Here is a 22,101-nt window from a genome sequence, read left to right as displayed (position 1 = left end):
CTGATTAAGAGGTAACGGATTGAAAATAGCACATATCAGAACTTATCCGCGTCGACAACCGCGTTAACAAAGTCCTGCGGATCTTCCTGCGGCGGGTTGTGGCCAACCGTTGCGCCGAAAGTACGGTGCTCATATTTTCCGGTGAATTTCCCCGCATAGGCTGCGGGTGCAGGATGTGGTGCCCCGTTGTTACCGCCCTCGATGGTGATGGTCGGCACCGTAATGTTCGGCAGCGTAGCCAGCTTTTGTTCGTAGGCGTCATATTTCTGCTCACCCTTCTCCAGCCCCAGACGCCAGCGGTAATTACTGAGCGTGACGGCAACGTGGTCCGGATTATCGAGGGATTTGGCGCTGGCATTGAAGGTGGCATCGCTGAATTTCCAGTCAGGCGAAGCCTGGGACCAAATCAACCGGGCAAAATCGTGCGTATTTTTAGCATAGCCTTCCGCACCGCGCGGCGTGGCGAAATAGAACTGATACCACCACTGAACCTCTGCCTTCGGCGGTAAAGGCTGTTTGCCAATCGCCTGGCTGCTGATCAGGTAGCCACTTACCGAGACCAGCGATTTCACCCGTTCCGGCCAGAGCGCCGCAACGATATCCGCCGTACGCGCCCCCCAGTCATAACCGGCAAACACCGCCTGTTTGATATTCAGGGCGTCCATCAGGTTGACGATGTCTTTTGCCATTGCCGAAGGCTGGCCGTTTCGCGGCGTTTTATCAGAAATAAAGCGCGTGGTGCCGTACCCGCGCAGGGACGGCACAATGACACGATACCCCTTCGCAGCCAGCGCGGGGGCCACGTCTGCATAACTGTGAATGTCGTACGGCCAGCCATGCAGCAGGATCACCGGTTGCCCCTCTTTTGGCCCGATATCGACGTAACCGACGTTCAAATCGCCAGCGTTAATCTGTTTAACCTGGTTAAAGGCCGACGCGTAATCCTTACCCGTCGCTTCTGCCTGACAGGACATCACGATGCCAAGTGAAACGGTCAGGGCGACGGCTGAGTATGCGAGTTTATTAAACATGATGTTATCTCCGGGTAAGTTCAGTTGACGGAGATATAACACCATGCGTTTGTATAGGAGATGTGTGCGGATGCGGTTTTATTGCATACCTGTGTATGTACCGCAGACGCAGATACAGTGTGATACAAACCCAGGTATGAAACGACTAAAGCGAGATTCGGTACCGGACGTAATCGTCGGCTTCACCATAGTGGTCATACAGCTTACGCGCCGGATTGTGCATGCGGGTTACCCAGTAGAGTTTTGACCACCCTTCCCGCTTACCCTCATCGATCAGGGCGTCGATAAGCGCTTTACCCGCCCCTGCGCCACGTTCGGCAGCGTCAACAAATAGATCTTCCAGATAGGGGTAAGTTTGGATATCGAAAATTATGTACGTTAAGGTTAATTTTTTGCCATCACGTCATTAGTATATTCACAAACAGACTCGCCATTATTGACTGTATGCTGGAGATTCAGCTCCGTTAAGTAGCCGTCTGCCAGATACAAAACCCGGTCTGCAGAGGCTATGGTTTCCGGGCGATGGGCTATCAGCAGAACAGGAAGCCCCAGTTGACGTAAGGTCTGGCTTATCCGGATTTCACTCTCAACATCAAGGTGGCTGGTCGCTTCATCCAGTAACAGGAATCCCGGTTTCTTGTACAACGCCCTTGCCAGCAGAATGCGTTGTTTTTGTCCTCCGGAAAGCCCTCCGCCGGTTTCACCAATCAGCGTCTGATACCCCATCGGCATTGCCATAACATCGCTGTCGATAAGTGCCAGTCTTGCGCACTGGATCATTCGTTCATAATTTCGGTCATCACTGAAAAAAATAATGTTATCTGCTACAGAACCTTTGAAAAGATGGTCATCCTGCAGTACGGTACCGATACGCTGACGAACCTGAAAATAATCCGGATGCGTATGCAATATGCCAAATGCCCTGATCCTGCCCTCATCAGGGATGTGGATCCCAAGGATAAGCTTCACCAGTGTCGTTTTCCCGCATCCGGATTTACCTGTAATGGCAACGACTTCTCCGGGATTGAGTGTCAGCGACACCCCGCCGATTATCGGATTTTCCCCTCCCTTGTGGCTGAAGATGATGTGCTCAAGTACTAGAGGAGCATGAGCATATTCATCCATCTCCCTGCGGGATACAGAAGGAATGTGCGAAGCGTTGTTATGCTCACGAAAAGGCTGTTGCTGAAGGCCTTCTGTCGGGGTCAGTACAATATCAGCCAGTCGTTCGTTGTAAACATCGAGCATACGCCAGGAAAAAAACTTATCAGTCAGGCTACTGATACTGGAAGAAAAACGCGTCTGATAGGATAAATAAGCAACCAGCATGCCGACGGTGAAGGTTCCATTCAATACCTCCCCGGCGCCTTTCCACAAAATGATTGCTGATACCACGCTGCCGGTAAGAGTGTGAGCAATGTCATAGCACATCAGCAGACGGCTCTGACGCAACTGCGTATTTCTGCGGGCTACGTTGAGATTCAGCCAGGCGGCCTCACGATGTGCCGTCACACCGTTAATTCTCAGGCTGAGGATCCCGTTGAGTGTTTCAAGAAAATGCCCGGACTCCTTGGCACCTGCATCCCAGGCATCTTCTGCCGACTGTCGAAGGGACGGATACCACAGTGCCCTCAACACACCATAGAAAATGGCTGCAAGTACGGCGATCAATGTCATTTCAGGACTGTACAGCAGCATCATGCAAAGCGCAGTCACCACGAGCAACACATCCAGAATACCTTCCAGCACTTGCGTAGTCAGCGCCTGCTGGATGGTATCTACCGCCTCAAAACGAGCATTAATACTCCCCTTACTGCGTGCATCAAACCAGGCCAGAGGAAGATGGACCAGATGATGGAAAACCCGTGCTGTCCACTGCATGTTAAAATTGACGGACAGTGTAATACTCGCCCACTGGCGGGCCAGTGACAGCAGCATCTGGGTCAGTGACATCAGCAGAAGCGCAATAATAATGACGGTCAACAAACTCTGGTCGGCAGCCACCAGGACTTCATCAATCACCAGCTGGTTGAGAAGCGGGCTTCCCAGTGTCAGGATTTCGAGTGCCACGGCAAAAACGATAATTCGCGACATTGCCGACAACAGACCCGGTGTTTTACCTGTCAGTTGGCGCAGATGGATTTTTTTCCTTTCATCCCGAGCGGTAAAATCACTGGCTGGCATCAGCTCCAGCGCGACGCCGGTGAAATGTTTTCCAGCATCCTGTAGGGAGAGCGTTACTTTTCCCTTTTCCGGATCATGAATAACCAGCCTGCTTCCGCGAACTTTATGTAGCACAACAAAATGATTCATGTTCCAGTGGAGAATACACGGGAGAGAAAGGGATCTTAGGTCCTCAAGCTCCAGCCGAACTGCCCGGCTGGATAATCCGATACCGGCCGCACATTCAGTCAGTCTCTGCAGGGTCATCCCTTGTGAGCTGATACTGAAACGTTCGCGCAGTGTGGGTAAGTCTGTTTGCAGACCATGCCAGCAGGCCATCATGACCAGGCATGCCAGACCACATTCCGCTGACTCTGTCTGTCGGGTGAGAGGAAGCTGTTTTCTCCCGGTCCATTTAAGTGTATCCATCACAGCTTTCCTTTCAGGCTCCAGAGCGGCTCAGTCAGCCACTCCCACAAATTGCGGGTATCCAGGCTGACATCCCCCTCAAGAACCATGCCGGGGCGCAGGGCTTCCTGTTTCCCATAAGCCAGAATAAAAGTATTTTCAGGTTCAACGATGACGCGGTAATGACCTTCATTCTCCTTCCAGGTCACAGGAGATACGGAGAGTAAATCAGAAGATGTCAGCGTTGTATGGCTTATTTCACGGATAGTCCCGTACTGCACACCAAACTTCTGATAGGGGAAGGCAGAGAACCGCAGGGCAACACGCTGCCCCGCCTGAATAAAGCCAGCATTCTGACTGGTAGCATAGAGTTCTATCTGCAAACGGGCATTGTCGGGAATGAGGGTCATGACAGGTTCAGATGCCCTGACAGACTGTCCCTGTCTGACCAGCACGGCAGCAACGGTTCCGGATACCGGTGAAGTCAGCGTGAAATTTTCCTTACCTGCCAGTTCGTCCTGCTGTTGCCTGATCACCTGCAACTGCCTGTCCATTTCAGCCTTCCGGCTTTCACCCTGAACGATGAGATGGTCAAGGTCGTCTTTAGCAGCCTCCATCGCGGTGTGCAGTTGCAGAAGCCCCTGACGCTGATCCTCAACGTTTTGCTGTGACGTTGAAACGTCAATCTGCTTCTGCTGGTATTCGATATCTGATACGTAATGCGTATCAGCAAGTTTCTTATAGCGCTCCATAACAGACACGGCCAGCGCAGCCTGATGCACGGCAAGTGACAGACGCTTTTCTGCACTTTTAACCTGAGGTTTCAGGGAAACTATTCGCTGTTGTATGGCATGCTGCTGCTGACTGTTGTCACGCAATTCCAGGGTCTGTTGAGAAGTCAGCATTGTAAACTGAGTTTGTAGGGAAAGTCTTATAGCAGCGAGTGTACCTGCCCCCTGTTCGTTGAAATGTTCACCGCTGATATGATAAAGAGTCTCACCGGCAATAATGTGTTGACCTTCTGAGGCGGTCAATTTGGTTACGTAGCCAGCATATTGAGGAGTGATTTTTACCAGCCCGGATGAGGGCATAACGATTCCGGAAAGGTGAGCCTTACGTGTATAGCTACCATAAAGAATAAAGAGTATCAGGCACAGAAATATGAATAACGTTGTGAGTGCGCTTACTGATAAACCGAATGACGCAGGTAAGACAATCTCACCATAATCAGAATCTGTTTGATGATTTAAAGCCTCTTCCCTGAAGATATTCATATCCCAAATACCCTTCAAAAATTTAACGACAAAACAAAAGCATTCATGCACGAATGAATTATAATAGGATAAAAAAGCCCTCTGCTTCTTATTCTAACTATTAATAGCGATAATGACACCAAAAAAAGAATGGATTGATCTAAAATGTTATAATACTGTCCATGCATCAGACAAAAAGACAATGAAGTCAATATACATGGGATAATATACTTTTTATTAAAAATTGAGTGGAAAACACCGAAGATACAGCCCCTGTATATAATCTCCTCATAATATGGGACTACGAAGGTGGCTATTATAAATGCTATAAAACCAATATGGGAAGGTCCATAATGATATAAATTATCCCTGTAAAGATAAACATTATACTGAACCAGCAAAATGACAAACAACACAACAATAGAAAATTTTATTGAAGTTAAATCTCTACTTGGGCGTAATTTAAAACCATCCAACTTCCTTAAGTAAAAAATATACAAGAAAAATGCAATTGAAAATTCCGCAATAAACAATAAGAAAAATGACACATCGAGAGTAAGATAGCGGAGGGTTATGGATGGCGATAACGTAATTATTATTGAGATAACAGACGCAATAAAAAGAACAATTACGTTTTTCTTACTATAAATGAATGGATAGACATGCCTAAAGATTATCATGTTCAACCTATTATTAATTCATATTTTATATAAGAATCAACAAATATGGCTATGATATCGTAATCATTTTTTGATATCATGCACTTTAACTTCAGTGAACATTTGTAATGATTCCATTCTGCAACACAACAATTTTTATCGGAGTGTACTTTATTTACTTTTAAACCTATTCATCAAGTTAACGCCCCATCGAGTTACTGCTATTAATACAATCAACGCAATAATAAACCTTGATATAATCCCTGGCCGTGATACTTCGTCAAACTCAAGAACTTCAGCGTATTTCAAAAGGGTAAATGCGATAATGAAAAAAAATAAGTAAATTAGGAAATTTAAAAATTGTTTCATGCTTAACCCGATACTTGTGATTACATTAACTTTATCAAAAATAATAGCTCATCATGACTACTTCGAATAATCATTAAATATCGAAACACCTAGAATAACATTCAGTTATAATGAGCTTTTAAATTATTATCACACACAACTCAAATTACTTACCAACGGCATTGTCCGGGGCCGTTGTAATTATTACTTTTATCTTTACTACCACGATCTGAAAAACTATCTTTTGTGCACTGGCCAGCTATAGCTCCACCAATTACCCCAGCGGTCATACCCACTGGCCCCCCAGGAGAGCCGGCGATTAGACCACCGATGATTCCTGCGCCGCATGAGTCAACGCCCTTGTAAATAGAGCCATTGTTTCCTTTTGAATTACCAGGTTTAGAGCTGGTGTTACGACTACCGGCACCTTCATAATTACCGCTTCCATTGCCGCCACTTACTAATGCTATCTCATTAAGGCTTAATGCTCTTATATTCTACATAAATCATCTCCATTTAATTTAGTTTTGCATTTTGTGCTAAAAAAATATCTTACATTACTTAATGTAAAGAAAGTGTATTTATGTAAGCAAATGTAAATAAGCTATTGAACTTCGTAAACCGTAGCTCCATTTGGGAGCAGTTCAGCTCCTGCATGGGCAGGCCTATAACACGAAATCGACCTGGAGGTACGGTAATGTTCAGGCATCTTTTCTGACGTCCAGCGCGCAATCACTTCTGCGTCGTAACAGATTTTACAGCCATGGCGCATCGCTTCGTTACGGACGTGCCAGAGTGTTTCGGCTTCTTCGGGCCTGGCTTTTCTTGGCATTACATACTCCTTTATGGATAAATCTGAATAACAAAAGCACGACCAACTGGAATGTGATATTGATGAAATATCAGAACCCAAACAAATGATAACGCTCAAATATGGAGATCACCGGATGACGATACCCACGCTTACGACAGAACGCTTATTACTTAAACCCCTTGTTGCCGCCGATGCCGTCCAGATCCAGCAACGCTATCCGCGCTGGGAGATTGTCCGCTATATGGTGGCTTCAGTCCCCTGGCCCTACCCGGAAAACGGTGCAGAAAATTATGTCAACAACGTTGCACTGCCCGATATGGCCAAAGGTATTGCGTGGTTCTGGACGATTCGCCGTCGCGAAGCGCCTGACGAACTGATGGGGTTGATTTGCCTGTATGACGTGGAGGACAACAACCGGGGCTTCTGGCTCGCGCCGGAATTTCAGGGCCAGGGATATATGCGCGAGGCGAGTATTGCGGCCACGGATTACTGGTTCAATACGCTTAACAAACCGGTGTTGCGCGCGCCGAAAGCGGCGGCCAACAGCCGCTCCCGACGTATTTCAGACAGCAGCGGCATGCGGCTCATCAGGACGGAGAAGAAAGCCTATGTCAGCGGCCTGCTGGATTCGGAGCTGTGGGAAATCACCCGCGACGAGTGGAATGCCCGTCAGGTCAGCTGATAATGCTTATCAGGCATCAGTCTTTCAGGGATATTCTCTTCATCGTTCATCTGCAACAGATCGCGCTCCATCATGTTGCAGATGGCGTCCAGCGGCAGATCGTTATCTTCCGTCCCAAACGGATCTTCCAGCTCTTCCGCCAGCGTGTCCAGCGAGATAAAGGTGTAGGAAATCAGCGCAGAGACAAAGGGCGTCATGTAATGCAGATCAACTACCAGCGCAAACGGCAGCATGATGCAGAACAGATACACCGTCCGGTGCAGGATCAGCGTATAGGCAAACGGGACTGGCGTATTGGCGATACGCTCACAGCCAGCCAGCACGATGGACATATCATTCAGGCGGTTGTTGAGGCTGTGAAACAGAATGTCTGAAAGGTGCCCGCTACGCCGCCGTACGGCCAGCCACTCCCCCATGATCAGCAGGATACGGTTCGCCGGCGAGTTGGCGTCCATCACTTTCCGTAAATCGTCAGGAGCCAGATAGCGGGACAGCTGATCGGCATTGGTTTCTCTACGAAGGGTCATACGCAGACAGTTAGCAAACGCGATTTGCAGGCGGACAAACTCTCCAAGATGTTTATCATCCGGCAAGGTGTTTTTTACCTCGCGAAACAGCGAGCGCGCCGCTATCATCAACTGCCCCCAAAGCAGACGCGCCTCAACGTAGCGCGAATAACAGGCGTTATTGCGAAATCCCAGGAAGATGGCGATAGCCACGCCCAGAATGCTGAACGGCGCGACGGTAAACCGGATACCCAGCGAGGTGTACCACGGCAGCATGACAATCACGGCGATGGAAAGCAGGAAGTTAAGCAGCAGTCGGGTATAAATTTTGGGAAGTACCGAACCATGCCAGACAAAAATCAGTTGCAGCCAGTGCTGTTGAGGACGAACAATCATAATCAGCTTCAGAAAAGTAAAGAGCGCGGCTATTAAACGTGATCCCCCTCACGGTTGCAAGCATGTTAATAGTTCATTGCATTTTCTGACCTGTTAAGCCTCAACCGCACGGTGCTGCATGTGCTTTTTAAAAAAAGAACGTATAGTATGTTGTAACTAAAGGTAGTCTGTAAAAAACCCGGCCAACGCCGGGCATTATGATTAGCAAAGCGGTTTTACCGCATCGCGCATGCCTTTGCTTAAAATTGCATCCAGATCCAGCGCAACCTGGTCTACCAGTCCGTTCACCAGAGTGAGATCCTGTTCCCAGTGCTCGCTCACGCTTAACACTGACGATACCAGTTCACGGGTAGTGACCTGTTTGTCGTGATGTTGCGTCCACAACTGCTGGTAACGTTCAAGCCAGTGCGCATCGTCCTGCACCGGATAGCGCTCACCGTTGCGCTCGGCACGGTAAAATGCAATCAGCGCCGCCAGAGCAAAGGTCAGACGTGCTGGCAGTTTGCCGGTCGCCATCTGCCCTGCCAGCAGTTGCGGCAGAATGCGGGTGCGGTACTTGGTCATCCCGTTCAGGGCAATCGACAGCAGCTGATGCTTAATGTACGGATTTCGGAAACGCCCCGTTACGGCACTGGCGAAGGAGTGCAGCTCGTCGCGCGGCAGATCCAGGACCGGAATAATCTCCTCATAAATAGCCTTCTCTACGAACGCGCAAATTTCCGCGTCGTTCATGGCTTCCCCTACCGTATCCAGGCCGGCCTGAAAAGCGACCGGAACCAGCGCCGTGTGCGCGCCGTTGAGGATCGCCACCTTACGCTCTTTATACGGTTTGATATCGTCAACAATCAGGACGTTGAGTGGGTATTTATCCAGGCGCAGTTCAGCTGCAAGTGATTTCGGCCCCTGAATAACAAACAGATAGAAATGTTCCGCCGTGTCGAGGAAGCTGTCGTGATAGCCCAGCCCGGCTTCCAGCTCTGCCACCTCATCACGCGGATAGCCAGTTACAATGCGGTCAACCAGCGTCGAACAGAAAGTGTTAGCATCATTCAGCCACGCAATGAATGCCGCCGGCAGCGCCCACTCCTGTGCATAGCGCAGCACCAGTTCACGCAGGGCATCGCCGTTGTAGTCGATGAGTTCGCAAGGAATGATAATCCAGCCTTTATCCGCTGCCCCGTTAAAGTGGGTAAAACGCTCGAACAGCAGACGCGTCAGTTTGGCCGGATAGCTGACAGCTGGCGCATCGTCAAACTTATCCCCAGCGTGATAGCTGATCCCCGCCTCCGTGGTATTGGAGAAGACAAACCGCATGTCCGGGTTATGGGCGAGCTTCAGAAATTCATCGTACTGGCTGTAGACGCTGATTTCACGATTCACGGAACGAATAAGACGCGCATCGCTTACCGCTTCCCCCTGCTCATTCAGACCGCGAATAATCGTTGTATACAGACCATCCTGGGTGCTCAGGGACGGCGGAAAATCGCTCTGGATCGGCCGCACAATCACCACACCGGCATTGAGATTGGTATGCTCGTTTAAGAGGTCGATTTGCCAGTCAACGAACGCGCGCAGGAAGTTACCTTCGCCAAACTGGATGATACGTTCAGGATAGCGCGCACCGGGGAAATCACGACGGTTGAGTGTGTTCACAATGGAGGTCCTTTAATATTAGTCATACAGCCTGATAAGATTGGTGTGATAACTTATCAAAACTTCAGGACCATAACCCCTGTCTGGATCAACTCAGGATGCGATGGTGAAAAATAATCACAGAAATTTATAGAACACCGAGGTCGCCGTCATGTCCCCGTTCGGCATCAGGGCGTAGCGTGGGATCTCCCCCGCCTTTTGCCAGCCTGCTCTCTGGTAAAACGTCTCCGCGCCGCTGCCGGTTGAGGTATCAAGCACCAGTACCGTAAGCGCTTTTTCACGTGCAACCGCCTCCAGGGCTTCCATCAGCGCCATTGCCGCCCCTTTACGGCGCGCCTTCTCATGAACCAGCAGTTTCGCGACATCTGCGCGGTGCGGCTGGTTTTCAGGCTGATCGGTAATCAGCTGGACCGTGCCAACCAGCCCCTGCTCCGCATCAAAACAGCCCAGAACGGTACGCTCGTCGCGCCCGACGCTCTCTGCGACGCCGAGCCAGAAGGTATGGGCTTTCCCGGCAGAAAAAGGCTGTATAAAGCTGACGGAGGCGCCGCCGTTGACACAGTTGACGAGAATATCGTTCAGGGCATCGATGTGGGTGAGGATGTCCTGCCGGGAGAGAGGTTTAATCAGCATGGGAGAGTTCATTGCGCGTCCTTAGGTTGAATCTCTCCACTTTGCTATTAACATTTTTGTAACGCAATAAGTGATGGCATAGGATTTCGTTATGTCATTTCTCGCCGTGGTGTTGCCGCTTCATGGCGTACATTTGCGCATCCGCGTGTTTTAGCCATGCCTGCATATCGTTGCGGTGATGATCGAACTCGCTCAGCCCCCAGGAGAACTGTAACGACCAGGGATGCAGCTGACGCGCGTTATACTTTTCCGTTTGTTCCACGAGATACTGCATGGCGATCCAGGCGCCAGGCTCATCGGTATCCGCAAACAGCACCGCGAACTCATCTCCCCCGAAACGTACCAGCAGATCGGCCTCGCGGAACGAGGAACGCATCAGGGCGGCCATCGCTTTCAGAGCTTTGTCCCCCTCCTGATGTCCGAAGCGATCGTTGATGGTTTTGAAATGGTCCAGATCCAGCCAGCCAAGGGTTAAGGGTTCTGCCCGACGCTGCGAAACCGACAGTGCAAACTGCGCAAACTGGTTAAACCCGCGACGGTTAAACAGCCCCGTGAGTTCATCGGTTGTGGCCGCGCTAACGGCCGCAAATTCATCCTCTGCCAGCGCGCTGAGATCGCCCAGTACGGCGGCATCCGCCGCGGTAAACTCACGAGGCGCGTAATCAATGAGACACAACGATCCCACGCACGCCCCGTCACGTAAACGCAGCGGGAAACCGGCGTAAAAGCGCACGCCCGGATCTCCCACCACCTGCGGATTATCCGCAAAGCGTTCGTCCAGCAGCGTGTCACTCACCACCAGCGGCGCGTCACCCAGGATCGTATGACCACAAAACGAGAGATCGCGAGGCTGGGTGGCAGGTACCTGGCCGTCGGCAGACTTCACGATCGCGGCGTGGTCATCCACCAGCGTAATCATCGCCAGCGGCACCCTGAAAAAGCGTGTTGCCAGCCGCGTAAGACGATCAAACGCGGGGTAATTGTCGATCTCAAGCAGACCGGACTCGCGCAGAGCATTCATGCGCTCCGCTTCATTCACGGGAATTTGAGGTGCCTTCATAACGTCTCCTGACGCTGAGCATTAGTAAAAGCGTAGCTTAAACAGAGACATTGTCAGTTCAGGAGGCACGATTTACCTCTATGACCAGCCAATGATGGATTACGTTGACGATATACTGTTGTTGCTGCGCACTCAGCGGCACGCCCTGCGGGATAGCGTGCCACTTAGCCAGACAGCCCCGACAGCAGGTTGCCGTGGCATGCTGGGCGATAAAAACCGGATGGCCGCGCATTGGCGTCTGCTTACCGTCATTCACCGGGTGTGCAGGCGCCAGCCGCGCGGCGACAAAATCAGCAGCATGCTTATCGATAGTCTCCGCGCCCTTATCCCAGCAGTATTGCCGCTCTTTCGTCCCTAAATGAAATCGTGAACGGAACGTGGAGCGAGCCAGGCGCGCGAACAGAGGATCTAACGTGGACATCAGTATACGGACCGTCCAAGGCGTTTGGTCAGCTGTTCCAGCGCCGCCACGCCCGCCAGTGAATTTCCGGTCTCGTCCAGTTCCGGGCTCCAGACGGCAATCGCCATCTCATGAGGGACAATCGCCACGACCCCACCGCCAACGCCGGATTTAGCCGGCAGCCCCACGCGCCAGGCAAACTCCCCGGCATTCTGATACATTCCGCTGGTTGCCATTAAGGCGTTGATCTGCCGGGCCTGCATCGGGGAGACAACGTCCTCGCCCAGATGCGGGGCATGGCCCTGATGCGCCAGAAACAGAAAAGTCTGCGCCAGTTCGACGCAGTTCATCTTCAGCGCGCAGTAATGAAAATAGTTTTGCAGCACCGTGGCGACGTCATTATGAAAGCTGCCGAAGGACTTCATCAGCCAGGCGATGGCGGCGTTACGTGCAGAGTGTTCAAACTCAGAGCGCGCTACCACCGGATCGTAGGCGATGTCCTGCACGCCGGAAAGCTGCCGCACAATCTGGAGCATCCGCTGGCGCGGCGCGCTCAGCCGGCTTTGCAGCATATCGCACACCACCAGCGCCCCGGCGTTAATAAACGGGTTACGCGGCTTACCCTGTTCGATTTCCAGCTGGAGAAGGGAGTTGAACGGCTGACCGGACGGATCTTTGCCCACCCGCTGCCAGATCTCCTGCTCGTCATACTGGCGCATGGCGGCAACGAGGCTAAGCACTTTTGAGATCGACTGAATCGAAAAGCGCTCAAGCGCGTCTCCCGCCTGAAAACGCTGACCGTCGACAGTACAAATGGCGATACCGAGCTTATTACCGCTGATCGAAGCCAGCGCGGGAATGTAATCGGCAACCTTACCCTGCCCCAGTAACGGACGAACCTGCGCCAGAATCTCGTCCAGCATCTCATTATGGATGACCGCAGCCACACTTTGCTCCTTGCCCTCAGGCTAAAACGGGCTGCGAGTATAACAGAGGCTGATACGTCACGTCAGGCAGGGAGACGAAAACGCGAGACGGCCTGCAACAAAAGATCGGACTGCTGATGCAGGCGCTCAGAGGCATTTGACGCTTCGCTAACCAGCATATCTGTCCGACGCGATACCTGATTCAGCGCCTGAAGCTGACGGGTCATCTGATGAATGCTGTCCCCCTGATTCAGGGTAGCCAGCGAAATATCATTCAGCAGGCTGCTCAGATTCGCCACCAGCCCGGTGACCTGTTGCAAATTCTCTTCCAGACGGTTTACCACCTGAGAACCTTCTTCAATGCCCTGTAGCGAGTGGTTAATTAGCGCCTGAATGGTTTGCGTAGAGTGACTGCTTTTTCTGGCCAGCAGCCCCACTTCCCGGGCAACCACCGCAAATCCGCGCCCCTGCTCTCCTGCATGGGCGGCTTCAATGGCAGCATTGAGGGCCAGAATGTTGGTCTGAAACGCCACGCTGTCGATCATCGCGACGATCCCGCGCATCTCTGAGGATCGGTCGACGATCGTCTGCATCGAGCCATTCACCGCTGACATCATTTGCTCCCCCCCAGCGGCAGCCTGTCGGGCTTCATCCGCGCGCGAGCGGGCGAGTTTTGCATAACCCGTGTTCCCCTCAACGTGGGTTTCGAGATCGGCGATGTGTGCGGTCACCTCCTCCAGCTCTTTGGCCTGTCGCGTAGACTGCTGATAAAGCTTCTGATTCCCCTGCGCAAGCGATCCGATATTTTCAACCATGGAGGTAGTGGCCTCGCTGACCTGGGTCACCAGTTGCTGGAGCCCGCGCTGCATGGCGGTAATACTGCCGCTGAGCTGGCTGATTTCACGGTTAAAGCGCACAACGTCAGGCGGCGTGCCTGACAAATCCCCTGCCGCAAGCTGGTTAATATGGATAATCAGACGGCGTAGCGGGGATATCACCCACTTCGCCATTCCGAACCAGACGGCAATGGCAATGGTCAGCAGCACCAGTGGCGCAAACAGGAACAGCCGTTGCAGACCTGAGAGTTGTTCCATGAGCGACTGACGCCCCTGTATCGTCTGCTTCTCACTCCGTTGCTGATAGCGTGCGAAATTGTCATTAAAATCGGTCTGAAACGCCTGGGCGGGTACGGCGAAAAAGAGGTCGATGCTGTTGGTTTTCACCAGCCCCTCCGCCTGCTCTCGGATGGCGTCGAAAAACAGCTGATAGCTGTTAACCAGCCCGTTGTCTTTCGGCGGATTAAGCGCGAGCCAGGCCTGCCATGCCTGCTGTGACGCCGCCAGGGATTTTTGCGCCTCGTCCATCAGGCTATGCCAGCTTCCTTCCGAGCCGGTCTCTTTATCCTGCATAAAGTACACGCCGGAGCGGTTGAGCAGATCGCTGGCCGCCAGCAGAGAAATACGGGCCTGATCCAGCCTGCTCTGCTGCTGCCAGGCCAGCTGATTGCGCTGTTCGTTACGCTGGGCTTCATTCAGGGAGGCGGTCAGCAGGAAGGAGGAAGAGAGTTGCAGGGCGGAGAAAAGGCCAATGATACAAAAGATGCCGGTCAGCAGGCCAAACTGACGAGGGATAAAGCGCGGCGCAAGACGACTAAAAATTTGCGTTAGGTTCATAATTTTCTTCTGTAACAATACGTTAGACGCGAGCGAGTCTACGAAACGAAAATGACAGAACCATTACGCAAAAATGACAGGAAACGTGAACTGCCGGGTAGCGGCCTGGCCTTACCCGGCAACAAGACTAGACGCGATCCTTCCACACCGTCTGCACATTACAGAACTCATGCAGACCGAAATGAGAAAGCTCTCGCCCGAAGCCGCTCTTCTTCACCCCGCCAAACGCGACGCGCGCATCGCTGGCGCTGTAGCCGTTGATAAACACCCCGCCGCACTCCAGCTCACGCGCGAAGGTTTCAGCCAGCGCATCGTTCGCGGTAAAGACCGTCGCCGATAAGCCAAAATCGCTGTCGTTAGCCAGCTGCAATGCGTGCGCCGCATCGTTCGCAATGGTAATTGCCGCCACCGGACCAAACAGCTCCTGACGAAAGGCCGTCATCTGTGGGGTGACGCCGCCGAGTACGGTTGGGGCATAATAGTTACCGGTCCCGGACATCTTCTCTCCGCCCAGCAGCAGGGTCGCCCCTTCCGCCAGCGTAGCCTGCACCTGCTGATGCAGTTCATCGCGAAGATCAAATCGCGCCATCGGGCCAATATAGTTATCTTCCTCATCCGGTGCGCCCATCTTCAGCGCCTTGACCGCGTCAACAAAGCGTTGGGTAAAGGCGTCCGCCACGCCCGCTTCCACAATAAAGCGTTTTGCCGCCGCACAAACCTGCCCGGTATTCTGATAACGTCCGGCCACCGCCGCGTTGACGGCCAGATCCAGATCGGCATCGTTCAGAACGATAAACGGATCGGAACCGCCCAGCTCCAGCACGCATTTCTTCAGCGCCGCGCCCGCCTGCGCGCCAATTGCCGCACCAGCCCGAACGCTGCCGGTTACGGTCACCGCCGCGATACGACGATCGTTAATCGCCTGGCTGACGCCGTCATTCGTCGCGTTCACCCAGCCAAAGACCCCCTCCGGGAAACCGGCATCCGCGAATACCTTCCCGATCAGCTCCGCCGAGCCGAGCACATTAGGCGCATGTTTAAGCAGATAGCTGTTCCCTGCCAGCAGGATCGGCACCGCACCGCGCAGCACCTGCCAGAGCGGGAAGTTCCACGGCATCACCGCCAGAACGGGCCCAAGCGGACGGTACTCAATCACCGCATTTTCGACCTGGGTAGATTCCGGGTGCAGCATCGCCGGGCCGTGTTCAGCGTACCAGTCGCAAAGGCTGGCGGACTTAGCCACCTCCGCACGCGCCTGCATAATGGGCTTGCCCATCTCCCGGGAGATAGTCTGCGCCATCTCTTCCGCACGACTACGCAGCGCCGCACCCAGATCGCGAAGTTTTTGCGCCCGGTGCGCCACGCTTTCGCGTCGCCACTGACGAAAACCGGTATCCGCCTGCGCAATGGCACGCTCAACGTCATGGGACGTTGCCCACGGGTAAGCAGCCAGCGTTTCGCCGGTAGCCGGGTTGACAGAGTGGGCATGGGTAGCAGATGAATAGGTCATGATGTTCTCCACGTAATAACAGTTGATTGATTGTGGCCTACTCTGCTATTTCTTAAAAATGAATAATACTCACCACCTTATTCACAATACGAGAACGGTATGGACTTAACTCAGCTTGAGATGTTTAACGCCGTCGCACTGACCGGCAGCATTACCCAGGCGGCGCAGAAGGTACACCGGGTGCCGTCAAACCTCACCACCCGCATCCGACAGCTAGAAGCGGACCTCGGCGTGGAACTGTTTATTCGCGAGAATCAGCGCCTGCGGCTTTCCCCCGCCGGGCACAATTTTTTGCGCTACAGCAAGCAGATCCTGGCGCTGGTTGACGAAGCGCGAATGGTCGTCGCCGGGGATGAACCGCAGGGATTATTCTCGCTCGGCGCGCTGGAAAGTACCGCCGCCGTACGCATTCCGGAAAGTCTGGCGCGGTTTAACCAGCGCTATCCGCGCATTCAGTTTGCGTTGTCCACCGGACCTTCCGGTACGATGATTGACGGCGTGCTTGAGGGGACGCTCAGCGCCGCCTTTGTCGACGGGCCGCTCTCGCACCCGGAACTGGAAGGGATGCCGGTTTACCGGGAAGAGATGATGCTGGTCACCCCTGCGGGTCACGCGGAAGTGTCAAAAGCTACACAGGTGAGCGGCAGCGACGTGTATGCCTTTCGCGCCAACTGTTCTTACCGGCGTCATCTGGAGAGCTGGTTCCATGCCGACCGCGTCACGCCGGGAAGGATCCATGAGATGGAGTCCTATCACGGGATGCTCGCCTGCGTGATTGCCGGGGCAGGCATTGCGCTGATGCCCCGCTCCATGCTGGAGAGCATGCCGGGGCATCATCAGGTGGCGGCGTGGCCGCTGGCGGAAAACTGGCGCTGGCTCACCACCTGGCTGGTGTGGCGACGCGGGGCGATGACCCGCCAGCTCGAGGCTTTTATCGCGCTGTTCAACGAGCGTCAGCCACCAGCGCCCAGTTGTTAATGTTGAACGTAGTCCTGGAGTCGAAGGAAAATTTTCCCCTTCATATACAACGTGGCCTGCCCGCCAATCAGCACGCGGTCGCCTTTCAGCTCGCAGCGCAGATCCCCGCCGCGCAAGGAGACCTGGCGGGCCGACATCTGCGTTTTTCCGAGCTTTTCGCTCCAGTACGGGATCAGCATGCTGTGAGCTGATCCGGTCACCGGATCCTCCGGTACCCCTTCCCCCGGGCAGAAGAAGCGGCTGACGAAATCATACTCATCCCCCGGCGCCGTAACGCAGACCATTTTCCCGAGCGGGAGCATAGCCGCGATATCCGGCGTCAGCGCTTCCACCTGCCGCTGGCTGTCGAGCACCACCATGTAGTCACGCCCCACACGCACCTCGTTTGCCGCGTTAATGCCCAGCGCGCTGAACAGCACCGCGGGTGGAGTATCGGCAACCTCGGTTGACCACGCCGGGAAATTAAGCGTCAGCCAGTCGCCGCTGCGTTGTACCGTCAGTTCGCCGACAAAGCGCGTGGTGAAGGTGATTTCCGTATGCGGATAATCCAGGTATTCGAAAATAACGTGAGAAGCCGCGAGGGTTGCGTGGCCGCACAGGTTAATTTCATCCTGCGTGGTAAACCAGCGCAGTTCAAACCCGTTATCCGTTCGGACAAAGAACGCCGTCTCTGACTGATTATGCTGCTTCGCCATCTTCAGCAGCGTCTCATCCGGCAGCCACGCTTCCAGCGGACACACCGCCGCCGCATTGCCGCCGAACGCCCTGTCGCTGAAGGCATCTACCAGATAAAAATCAATTTCCTGCATCGTTGGTTCCTCTTAGATTTGTTCAGCGCAGAAATACTGTGCCCTTCAGATACAGTGCCGCCTGCCCGCCCATCCGCACGCGGTCGCCCTTGAGTTCGCAGCGTACGTCGCCACCACGGGCAGAAACCTGGCGGGCAAACATCTGTGTTTTGCCAAGCCGTTCACTCCAGTACGGGATCAGCATGGTGTGCGCGGAGCCGGTGACAGGATCTTCCGGCACGGCCACGCCTGGCGAGAAGAAACGGCTGACAAAGTCGTATTCCCCCTCGTCCCGGGCAGTGACGGCCACTTTATGCTCGCCCGGCGTCATGGCGGAGAAACCCGGATTAAGGGCTTCAACCTGCTCGCGGCTTTCCAGTACCAGCACCCAGGCGCGGCCTTTTCGCGCCTCGACGTAGTGGCTGATACCGAGTGCGGTGAGCATCTCCGGTGGCGGCGTCTGTGCCTGCGTCGGGCAGGCCGGGAAGTCCAGCGTCATCCAGTCACCTTCACGACTGACGGTCAGGCGACCAGAGGCGGTGTCAAAATGAAGGCGTGAGTCCGGATAATCCAGTTCGTGAAACAGTACATACGCCGCGGCAAGCGTCGCGTGACCACAGAGATTAACCTCGGTGAGCGTGGTGAACCAGCGCAACTCGATCCCCCCTTTGGTACACACAAAAAACGCGGTTTCTGACTGGTTATGCTGTTGTGCCATTCGCAGTAACGTCTCATCCGGCAGCCACGCGTCGAGCGGGCACACCACCGCCGGGTTGCCGCCAAAGGAGGACGCGCTGAACGCATCTACCAGATAAAAATCAATCTCCTGCATCGTGTTACCGCCTGTTTTTGTTGTGTTGTTCTTTATCTTCGATGAAAACAACCCCGTTCGCTACCGCTGCATGAAGGTAAATTTTGTGATTCACATCACATAACGGTTGAGTTTTCGCCGTTTAAGGCTTTAAGATCGTCTCCTCATCTTTCAGGCAACGAATCCCAGATATCCCTATGACAACACACACGGTTTCCCGCAGAGTCGCGTGGCTACGCGTGGTCACGCTCGCCATCGCCGCGTTTATTTTCAACACCACGGAATTTGTTCCGGTTGGGCTGTTGTCCGACATCGCCGCCAGCTTCCATATGGAAACGGCACAGGTTGGCATTATGTTGACCATCTATGCATGGGTGGTGGCGCTGATGTCGCTGCCGTTTATGCTGCTGACCAGCCAGATGGAACGCCGTAAGCTGCTGATTGGGCTGTTTGTGGTGTTCATTGCCAGCCATGTGCTGTCATTTATGGCATGGAACTTTACCGTACTGGTCATCAGCCGCGTTGGCATCGCGTTTGCCCATGCCGTTTTCTGGTCGATCACCGCGTCCCTCGCCATTCGTCTGGCTCCGGCGGGAAAACGCGCCCAGGCGCTGAGCCTGATTGCCACCGGTACGGCGCTGGCGATGGTGTTAGGCCTGCCGATCGGGCGCATTGTGGGACAATACTTCGGCTGGCGCACCACCTTCTTTGCCATCGGCATGGGGGCGCTGATCACCCTGGTGTGTCTGATCAAACTGCTGCCAAAACTGCCCAGCGAACACTCCGGCTCGCTGAAAAGTCTGCCGCTGCTGATGCGTCGACCGGCGCTGATGAGCATCTATCTGCTGACCGTGATTGTGGTGACCGCCCATTACACGGCCTACAGCTATATTGAGCCGTTTGTTCAGGTTGTGGCGGGCTTTAGCGCTAACTTTGCCACCGTTCTGCTGCTGATCCTGGGCGGCGCGGGGATTATCGGCAGCATCCTGTTCGGGAAGCTGGGCAATAAGCACGCGTCTGCGCTGGTAAGCAGTGCGATTGGTCTGCTGCTGGCATGCCTGCTGTTACTGATGCCTGCGGCAGGCAGCGAGAGTCATCTGGCGATCCTCAGTCTGTTCTGGGGCGTGGCAATCATGATTATTGGTCTGGGAATGCAGGTCAAAGTGCTGGCGCTGGCCCCGGACGCCACGGACGTAGCGATGTCGCTCTTCTCCGGGATTTTTAATCTGGGGATTGGAGCCGGTGCGCTGGTGGGAAATCAGATCAGCCTGCATGTATCGATGTCGGCCATTGGTTATCTCGGGGCGATTCCGGCGCTGATCGCGCTGATCTGGTCGGTGCTTATCTTCCGTAAATGGCCGGTCGCGATGGAAGAACAGTCCAGCCACGGTTGACGTTTGTTATGCCGGGTGGCGGCTTCGCCTTACCCGGCCTACGAAGCATTAATATCCGTGTTCTTCATCACCGCCAAGATAACGGAATCTTTCATCTGTCATTTTGGTCTGACAATCATAGATACCCATTCTCGTTGCCAGAGGAGTGGTTGCAGAAGACGCATCGCTTTATATTCATAAGAATTATATCCATTGCGAGTAGGCCGGGTAAGGCGAAGCCGCCACCCGGCAACGTTCTCAATGATACGTCTTAACAATCTCCAGCACGCCGTTAATAATAAACTGCACGCCCATACAGACCAGCAGAAAACCCATCAGTCGGGAGATAGCTTCAATCCCCCCCTTACCCACCCAGCGCATAATCGCCCCGGAGCTGCGCAATGACCCCCAGACGATAATAGCGATAAGCGCAAAAATGATCGGCGGCGCAACGGTGATAACCCAGTGCGGGAATGTCGTCCCATCACGCACCGTTGAGGCGGAACTGATGATCATCGCAATCGTCCCCGGCCCCGCCGTGCTCGGCATGGCTAACGGCACAAACGCGATGTTGGCGCTCGGTTCGCTTTCAAGCTCCTCCGATTTGCTTTTGGCTTCCGGGGATTCGTGCGCTTTATGCGCCGGGAACAGCATCCGGAAACCAATAAAGGCCACAATCAGCCCGCCAGCAATACGCAGACCGGGAATCGAAATACCAAAGGTATTCATCACCAGTTGCCCGGCGTAATAAGCCACCATCATTATGGCAAAGACATAGACAGAGGCCATCATCGACTGCTGATTGCGCTCTGCGCTGTTCATGTTCCCCGCCAGCCCCAGAAAAAGCGCCACCGTCGTTAACGGGTTCGCCAGCGGCAGCAACACCACCAGTCCAAGCCCCACTGCTTTAATCAAATCCAACATAATGCACCGCAGTCCTTATCCTTATTCAACATCGCAATTATAGGGGCAAATCCTCGTCCGGAGCCATCCGACAGCGTAACCATAATTGTCTCGCGTAATTCATAACCCCAGATTATCTGTATGATTTAAAAGCGTACAGAATAAGTTCCTGAAGCGTTTTAGCATTTCGTGGCATCGGCCGATTCATTCAGTTGACTTATACTTGCCTGAGCAATAATATCTGCCGTGACTAAACTACTTGCCAGGGCAACCATTGTGAAAAGCACCAGTGACCTCTTTAACGACATAATTCCACTGGGTCGTCTTATTCATATGGTTAACCAGAAAAAAGATCGCCTGCTCAATGACTATCTGTCACCGCTGGATATCACCGCAACACAGTTCAAAGTGCTGTGTTCCATTCGCTGCGAAGTGTGTATCACGCCGGTTGAGCTGAAAAAGGTGCTCTCTGTCGATCTGGGTGCGTTAACCCGCATGCTGGATCGTCTCGTCTGTAAAGGATGGATAGAACGAAGCCCTAACCCGAATGACAAACGTGGCGTACTGGTGAAACTGACCAGCGATGGCGCGGCCATGTGTGAGCAATGTCATCAATTAGTAGGACAAACACTGCACCAGGAACTGACAAAAAACTTATCGGCAGATGAAGTGGCAACGCTTGAGCTCTTACTCAAGAAAATCCTGCCGTAAACAGAAAAAGAGGTATGACGATGTCCAGACGCAATACTGACGCTATCACCATTCATAGCATTTTGGACTGGATCGAAGATAACCTGGAATCTCCACTCTCTCTTGAGAAAGTGTCTGAGCGTTCAGGTTACTCAAAATGGCACCTGCAACGGATGTTTAAAAAAGAGACCGGCCATTCATTAGGACAATATATTCGCAGCCGCAAGCTGACGGAGATTGCCCAAAAACTGAAAGAAAGCAATGAGCCGATCCTCTATCTGGCGGAACGCTACGGATTTGAATCGCAACAGACCCTGACGCGTACGTTCAAGAACTACTTTGACGTGCCGCCTCATAAGTACCGTATTACCAGTATGCCGGGTGAATCCCGTTATCTGTATCCGCTAAAACATTGCAGTTAATCATCGCCTGTTAAGACGTAA

The 22,101-nt window shown here is 53.2% G+C and carries 21 protein-coding genes; 5 read left to right on the top strand and 16 right to left on the bottom strand.

The window, feature by feature from the left end:
* Nucleotides 1-35: 35 nt before the first annotated feature.
* The 5 genes from SK50_RS13535 to SK50_RS23310 form a co-directional block, all read right to left on the bottom strand.
* Nucleotides 36-1,031, bottom strand: coding sequence for an alpha/beta fold hydrolase (locus tag SK50_RS13535; RefSeq protein WP_045345209.1), 996 nt, complete (start codon nt 1,029-1,031; stop codon nt 36-38).
* Nucleotides 1,032-1,176: 145 nt separating this feature from the next.
* Entirely contained in the window at nt 1,177-1,404 is a 228-nt protein-coding gene (locus tag SK50_RS13530) for a GNAT family N-acetyltransferase (RefSeq protein WP_255299318.1), read from the bottom strand.
* 11 nt (nt 1,405-1,415) lie between these two features.
* A complete protein-coding gene (locus tag SK50_RS13525; protein ID WP_017382355.1) occupies nt 1,416-3,623 on the bottom strand; it encodes a peptidase domain-containing ABC transporter in 2,208 nt (735 codons plus the stop codon).
* Nucleotides 3,623-4,876 carry an HlyD family secretion protein gene (locus SK50_RS13520; protein WP_032624257.1) on the bottom strand — a complete coding sequence of 418 codons (1,254 nt, stop codon included), beginning with the start codon at nt 4,874-4,876 and terminating at the stop codon, nt 3,623-3,625. Before SK50_RS13520 ends, SK50_RS13525 begins: the two co-directional genes overlap by 1 nt.
* Nucleotides 4,877-4,890: 14 nt before the next feature.
* The gene (locus SK50_RS23310) at nt 4,891-5,535 is read right to left on the bottom strand and encodes a CPBP family intramembrane glutamic endopeptidase (RefSeq protein WP_075553102.1); all 645 of its coding nucleotides are present in this window, start codon (nt 5,533-5,535) and stop codon (nt 4,891-4,893) included.
* A 1,274-nt stretch (nt 5,536-6,809) separates the two neighbouring features.
* On the opposite strand from SK50_RS23310, the gene SK50_RS13515 reads away from it, so the two are divergent.
* Complete coding sequence (locus SK50_RS13515; RefSeq protein WP_023303733.1) at nt 6,810-7,358, top strand: GNAT family N-acetyltransferase; 549 nt, start codon at nt 6,810-6,812, stop codon at nt 7,356-7,358.
* Here the strand turns inward: SK50_RS13515 and SK50_RS13510 are convergent.
* The 8 genes from SK50_RS13510 to sad form a co-directional block, all read right to left on the bottom strand.
* Complete coding sequence (locus tag SK50_RS13510) at nt 7,346-8,260, bottom strand: bestrophin family protein (RefSeq protein WP_003857155.1); 915 nt, start codon at nt 8,258-8,260, stop codon at nt 7,346-7,348. The genes SK50_RS13515 and SK50_RS13510 overlap by 13 nt on opposite strands.
* A 201-nt stretch (nt 8,261-8,461) precedes the next feature.
* Nucleotides 8,462-9,913, bottom strand: a complete 1,452-nt coding sequence (locus SK50_RS13505; protein ID WP_045345215.1) for a tagaturonate reductase — start codon at nt 9,911-9,913, stop codon at nt 8,462-8,464.
* A 117-nt stretch (nt 9,914-10,030) separates the two neighbouring features.
* Nucleotides 10,031-10,558 (bottom strand): GNAT family N-acetyltransferase, encoded by a 528-nt coding sequence (locus SK50_RS13500; RefSeq protein ID WP_032619668.1) that lies wholly within the window; start codon nt 10,556-10,558, stop codon nt 10,031-10,033.
* Between the two features lie 82 nt (nt 10,559-10,640).
* Complete coding sequence (locus SK50_RS13495) at nt 10,641-11,606, bottom strand: sensor domain-containing diguanylate cyclase (RefSeq protein ID WP_045339788.1); 966 nt, start codon at nt 11,604-11,606, stop codon at nt 10,641-10,643.
* Between the two features lie 58 nt (nt 11,607-11,664).
* A complete protein-coding gene (locus tag SK50_RS13490) occupies nt 11,665-12,027 on the bottom strand; it encodes a DUF4186 domain-containing protein (protein WP_003857163.1) in 363 nt (120 codons plus the stop codon).
* A complete protein-coding gene (glsB, locus tag SK50_RS13485) occupies nt 12,027-12,953 on the bottom strand; it encodes a glutaminase B (protein ID WP_048229547.1) in 927 nt (308 codons plus the stop codon). The genes SK50_RS13490 and glsB overlap by 1 nt, the downstream gene beginning before the upstream one ends.
* A gap of 62 nt (nt 12,954-13,015) precedes the next feature.
* Nucleotides 13,016-14,605 (bottom strand): methyl-accepting chemotaxis protein, encoded by a 1,590-nt coding sequence (locus SK50_RS13480; RefSeq protein WP_045345218.1) that lies wholly within the window; start codon nt 14,603-14,605, stop codon nt 13,016-13,018.
* A 127-nt stretch (nt 14,606-14,732) separates the two neighbouring features.
* The gene (gene sad / locus SK50_RS13475) at nt 14,733-16,115 is read right to left on the bottom strand and encodes a succinate-semialdehyde dehydrogenase (RefSeq protein WP_045345219.1); all 1,383 of its coding nucleotides are present in this window, start codon (nt 16,113-16,115) and stop codon (nt 14,733-14,735) included.
* A gap of 99 nt (nt 16,116-16,214) precedes the next feature.
* On the opposite strand from sad, the gene SK50_RS13470 reads away from it, so the two are divergent.
* Nucleotides 16,215-17,093, top strand: a complete 879-nt coding sequence (locus SK50_RS13470; protein ID WP_045345220.1) for a putrescine utilization regulator PtrR — start codon at nt 16,215-16,217, stop codon at nt 17,091-17,093.
* On the opposite strand, the gene SK50_RS13465 is transcribed toward SK50_RS13470, so the two are convergent.
* Both SK50_RS13465 and SK50_RS13460 read right to left on the bottom strand, forming a co-directional pair.
* Nucleotides 17,090-17,902 (bottom strand): PhzF family phenazine biosynthesis protein, encoded by an 813-nt coding sequence (locus SK50_RS13465; protein WP_045345221.1) that lies wholly within the window; start codon nt 17,900-17,902, stop codon nt 17,090-17,092. The two genes, SK50_RS13470 and SK50_RS13465, sit on opposite strands and share 4 nt — an antisense overlap.
* Before the next feature lie 22 nt (nt 17,903-17,924).
* On the bottom strand, nt 17,925-18,713 hold the full coding sequence (locus SK50_RS13460; protein ID WP_039270760.1) for a PhzF family phenazine biosynthesis protein: 789 nt from the start codon (nt 18,711-18,713) through the stop codon (nt 17,925-17,927).
* Nucleotides 18,714-18,889: 176 nt separating this feature from the next.
* Between SK50_RS13460 and SK50_RS13455 the strand changes: the two genes are divergently transcribed.
* Nucleotides 18,890-20,086, top strand: coding sequence for a sugar transporter (locus tag SK50_RS13455; protein WP_023296611.1), 1,197 nt, complete (start codon nt 18,890-18,892; stop codon nt 20,084-20,086).
* A gap of 237 nt (nt 20,087-20,323) precedes the next feature.
* Here the strand turns inward: SK50_RS13455 and SK50_RS13450 are convergent, their stop codons facing one another.
* Nucleotides 20,324-20,989, bottom strand: coding sequence for a MarC family NAAT transporter (locus tag SK50_RS13450; protein ID WP_017693435.1), 666 nt, complete (start codon nt 20,987-20,989; stop codon nt 20,324-20,326).
* Nucleotides 20,990-21,244: 255 nt separating this feature from the next.
* On the opposite strand from SK50_RS13450, the gene marR reads away from it, so the two are divergent.
* Nucleotides 21,245-21,679 (top strand): multiple antibiotic resistance transcriptional regulator MarR, encoded by a 435-nt coding sequence (gene marR, locus SK50_RS13445; protein WP_017383983.1) that lies wholly within the window; start codon nt 21,245-21,247, stop codon nt 21,677-21,679.
* A gap of 20 nt (nt 21,680-21,699) precedes the next feature.
* Nucleotides 21,700-22,080: an MDR efflux pump AcrAB transcriptional activator MarA gene (gene marA, locus SK50_RS13440; protein ID WP_001303241.1), complete on the top strand. Its 381-nt coding sequence runs from the start codon at nt 21,700-21,702 to the stop codon at nt 22,078-22,080.
* Nucleotides 22,081-22,101: the final 21 nt, after the last annotated feature.

This window comes from Enterobacter sp. BWH64 (genome assembly GCF_001037645.1).
Lineage (GTDB): Bacteria > Pseudomonadota > Gammaproteobacteria > Enterobacterales > Enterobacteriaceae > Enterobacter > Enterobacter hormaechei_C.
This window is presented reverse-complemented; position numbering and strand designations above follow the sequence as displayed.

What these genes read in the sequence shown, in the direction of transcription:
- marA (WP_001303241.1), top strand. Translation starts at nt 21,700, where the DNA reads ATGTCCAGACGCAATACTGACGCTATCACCATTCATAGCATTTTGGAC.
- SK50_RS13455 (WP_023296611.1), top strand. Translation starts at nt 18,890, where the DNA reads ATGACAACACACACGGTTTCCCGCAGAGTCGCGTGGCTACGCGTGGTC.
- SK50_RS13525 (WP_017382355.1), bottom strand. Translation starts at nt 3,623, where the DNA reads ATGGATACACTTAAATGGACCGGGAGAAAACAGCTTCCTCTCACCCGA.
- SK50_RS13460 (WP_039270760.1), bottom strand. Translation starts at nt 18,713, where the DNA reads ATGCAGGAGATTGATTTTTATCTGGTAGATGCGTTCAGCGCGTCCTCC.
- SK50_RS13495 (WP_045339788.1), bottom strand. Translation starts at nt 11,606, where the DNA reads ATGAAGGCACCTCAAATTCCCGTGAATGAAGCGGAGCGCATGAATGCT.
- SK50_RS23310 (WP_075553102.1), bottom strand. Translation starts at nt 5,535, where the DNA reads ATGATAATCTTTAGGCATGTCTATCCATTCATTTATAGTAAGAAAAAC.
- SK50_RS13480 (WP_045345218.1), bottom strand. Translation starts at nt 14,605, where the DNA reads ATGAACCTAACGCAAATTTTTAGTCGTCTTGCGCCGCGCTTTATCCCT.
- SK50_RS13515 (WP_023303733.1), top strand. Translation starts at nt 6,810, where the DNA reads ATGACGATACCCACGCTTACGACAGAACGCTTATTACTTAAACCCCTT.
- SK50_RS13490 (WP_003857163.1), bottom strand. Translation starts at nt 12,027, where the DNA reads ATGTCCACGTTAGATCCTCTGTTCGCGCGCCTGGCTCGCTCCACGTTC.
- SK50_RS13510 (WP_003857155.1), bottom strand. Translation starts at nt 8,260, where the DNA reads ATGATTGTTCGTCCTCAACAGCACTGGCTGCAACTGATTTTTGTCTGG.
- sad (WP_045345219.1), bottom strand. Translation starts at nt 16,115, where the DNA reads ATGACCTATTCATCTGCTACCCATGCCCACTCTGTCAACCCGGCTACC.
- SK50_RS13500 (WP_032619668.1), bottom strand. Translation starts at nt 10,558, where the DNA reads ATGAACTCTCCCATGCTGATTAAACCTCTCTCCCGGCAGGACATCCTC.
- SK50_RS13535 (WP_045345209.1), bottom strand. Translation starts at nt 1,031, where the DNA reads ATGTTTAATAAACTCGCATACTCAGCCGTCGCCCTGACCGTTTCACTT.
- SK50_RS13450 (WP_017693435.1), bottom strand. Translation starts at nt 20,989, where the DNA reads ATGTTGGATTTGATTAAAGCAGTGGGGCTTGGACTGGTGGTGTTGCTG.
- SK50_RS13520 (WP_032624257.1), bottom strand. Translation starts at nt 4,876, where the DNA reads ATGAATATCTTCAGGGAAGAGGCTTTAAATCATCAAACAGATTCTGAT.
- SK50_RS13470 (WP_045345220.1), top strand. Translation starts at nt 16,215, where the DNA reads ATGGACTTAACTCAGCTTGAGATGTTTAACGCCGTCGCACTGACCGGC.
- SK50_RS13465 (WP_045345221.1), bottom strand. Translation starts at nt 17,902, where the DNA reads ATGCAGGAAATTGATTTTTATCTGGTAGATGCCTTCAGCGACAGGGCG.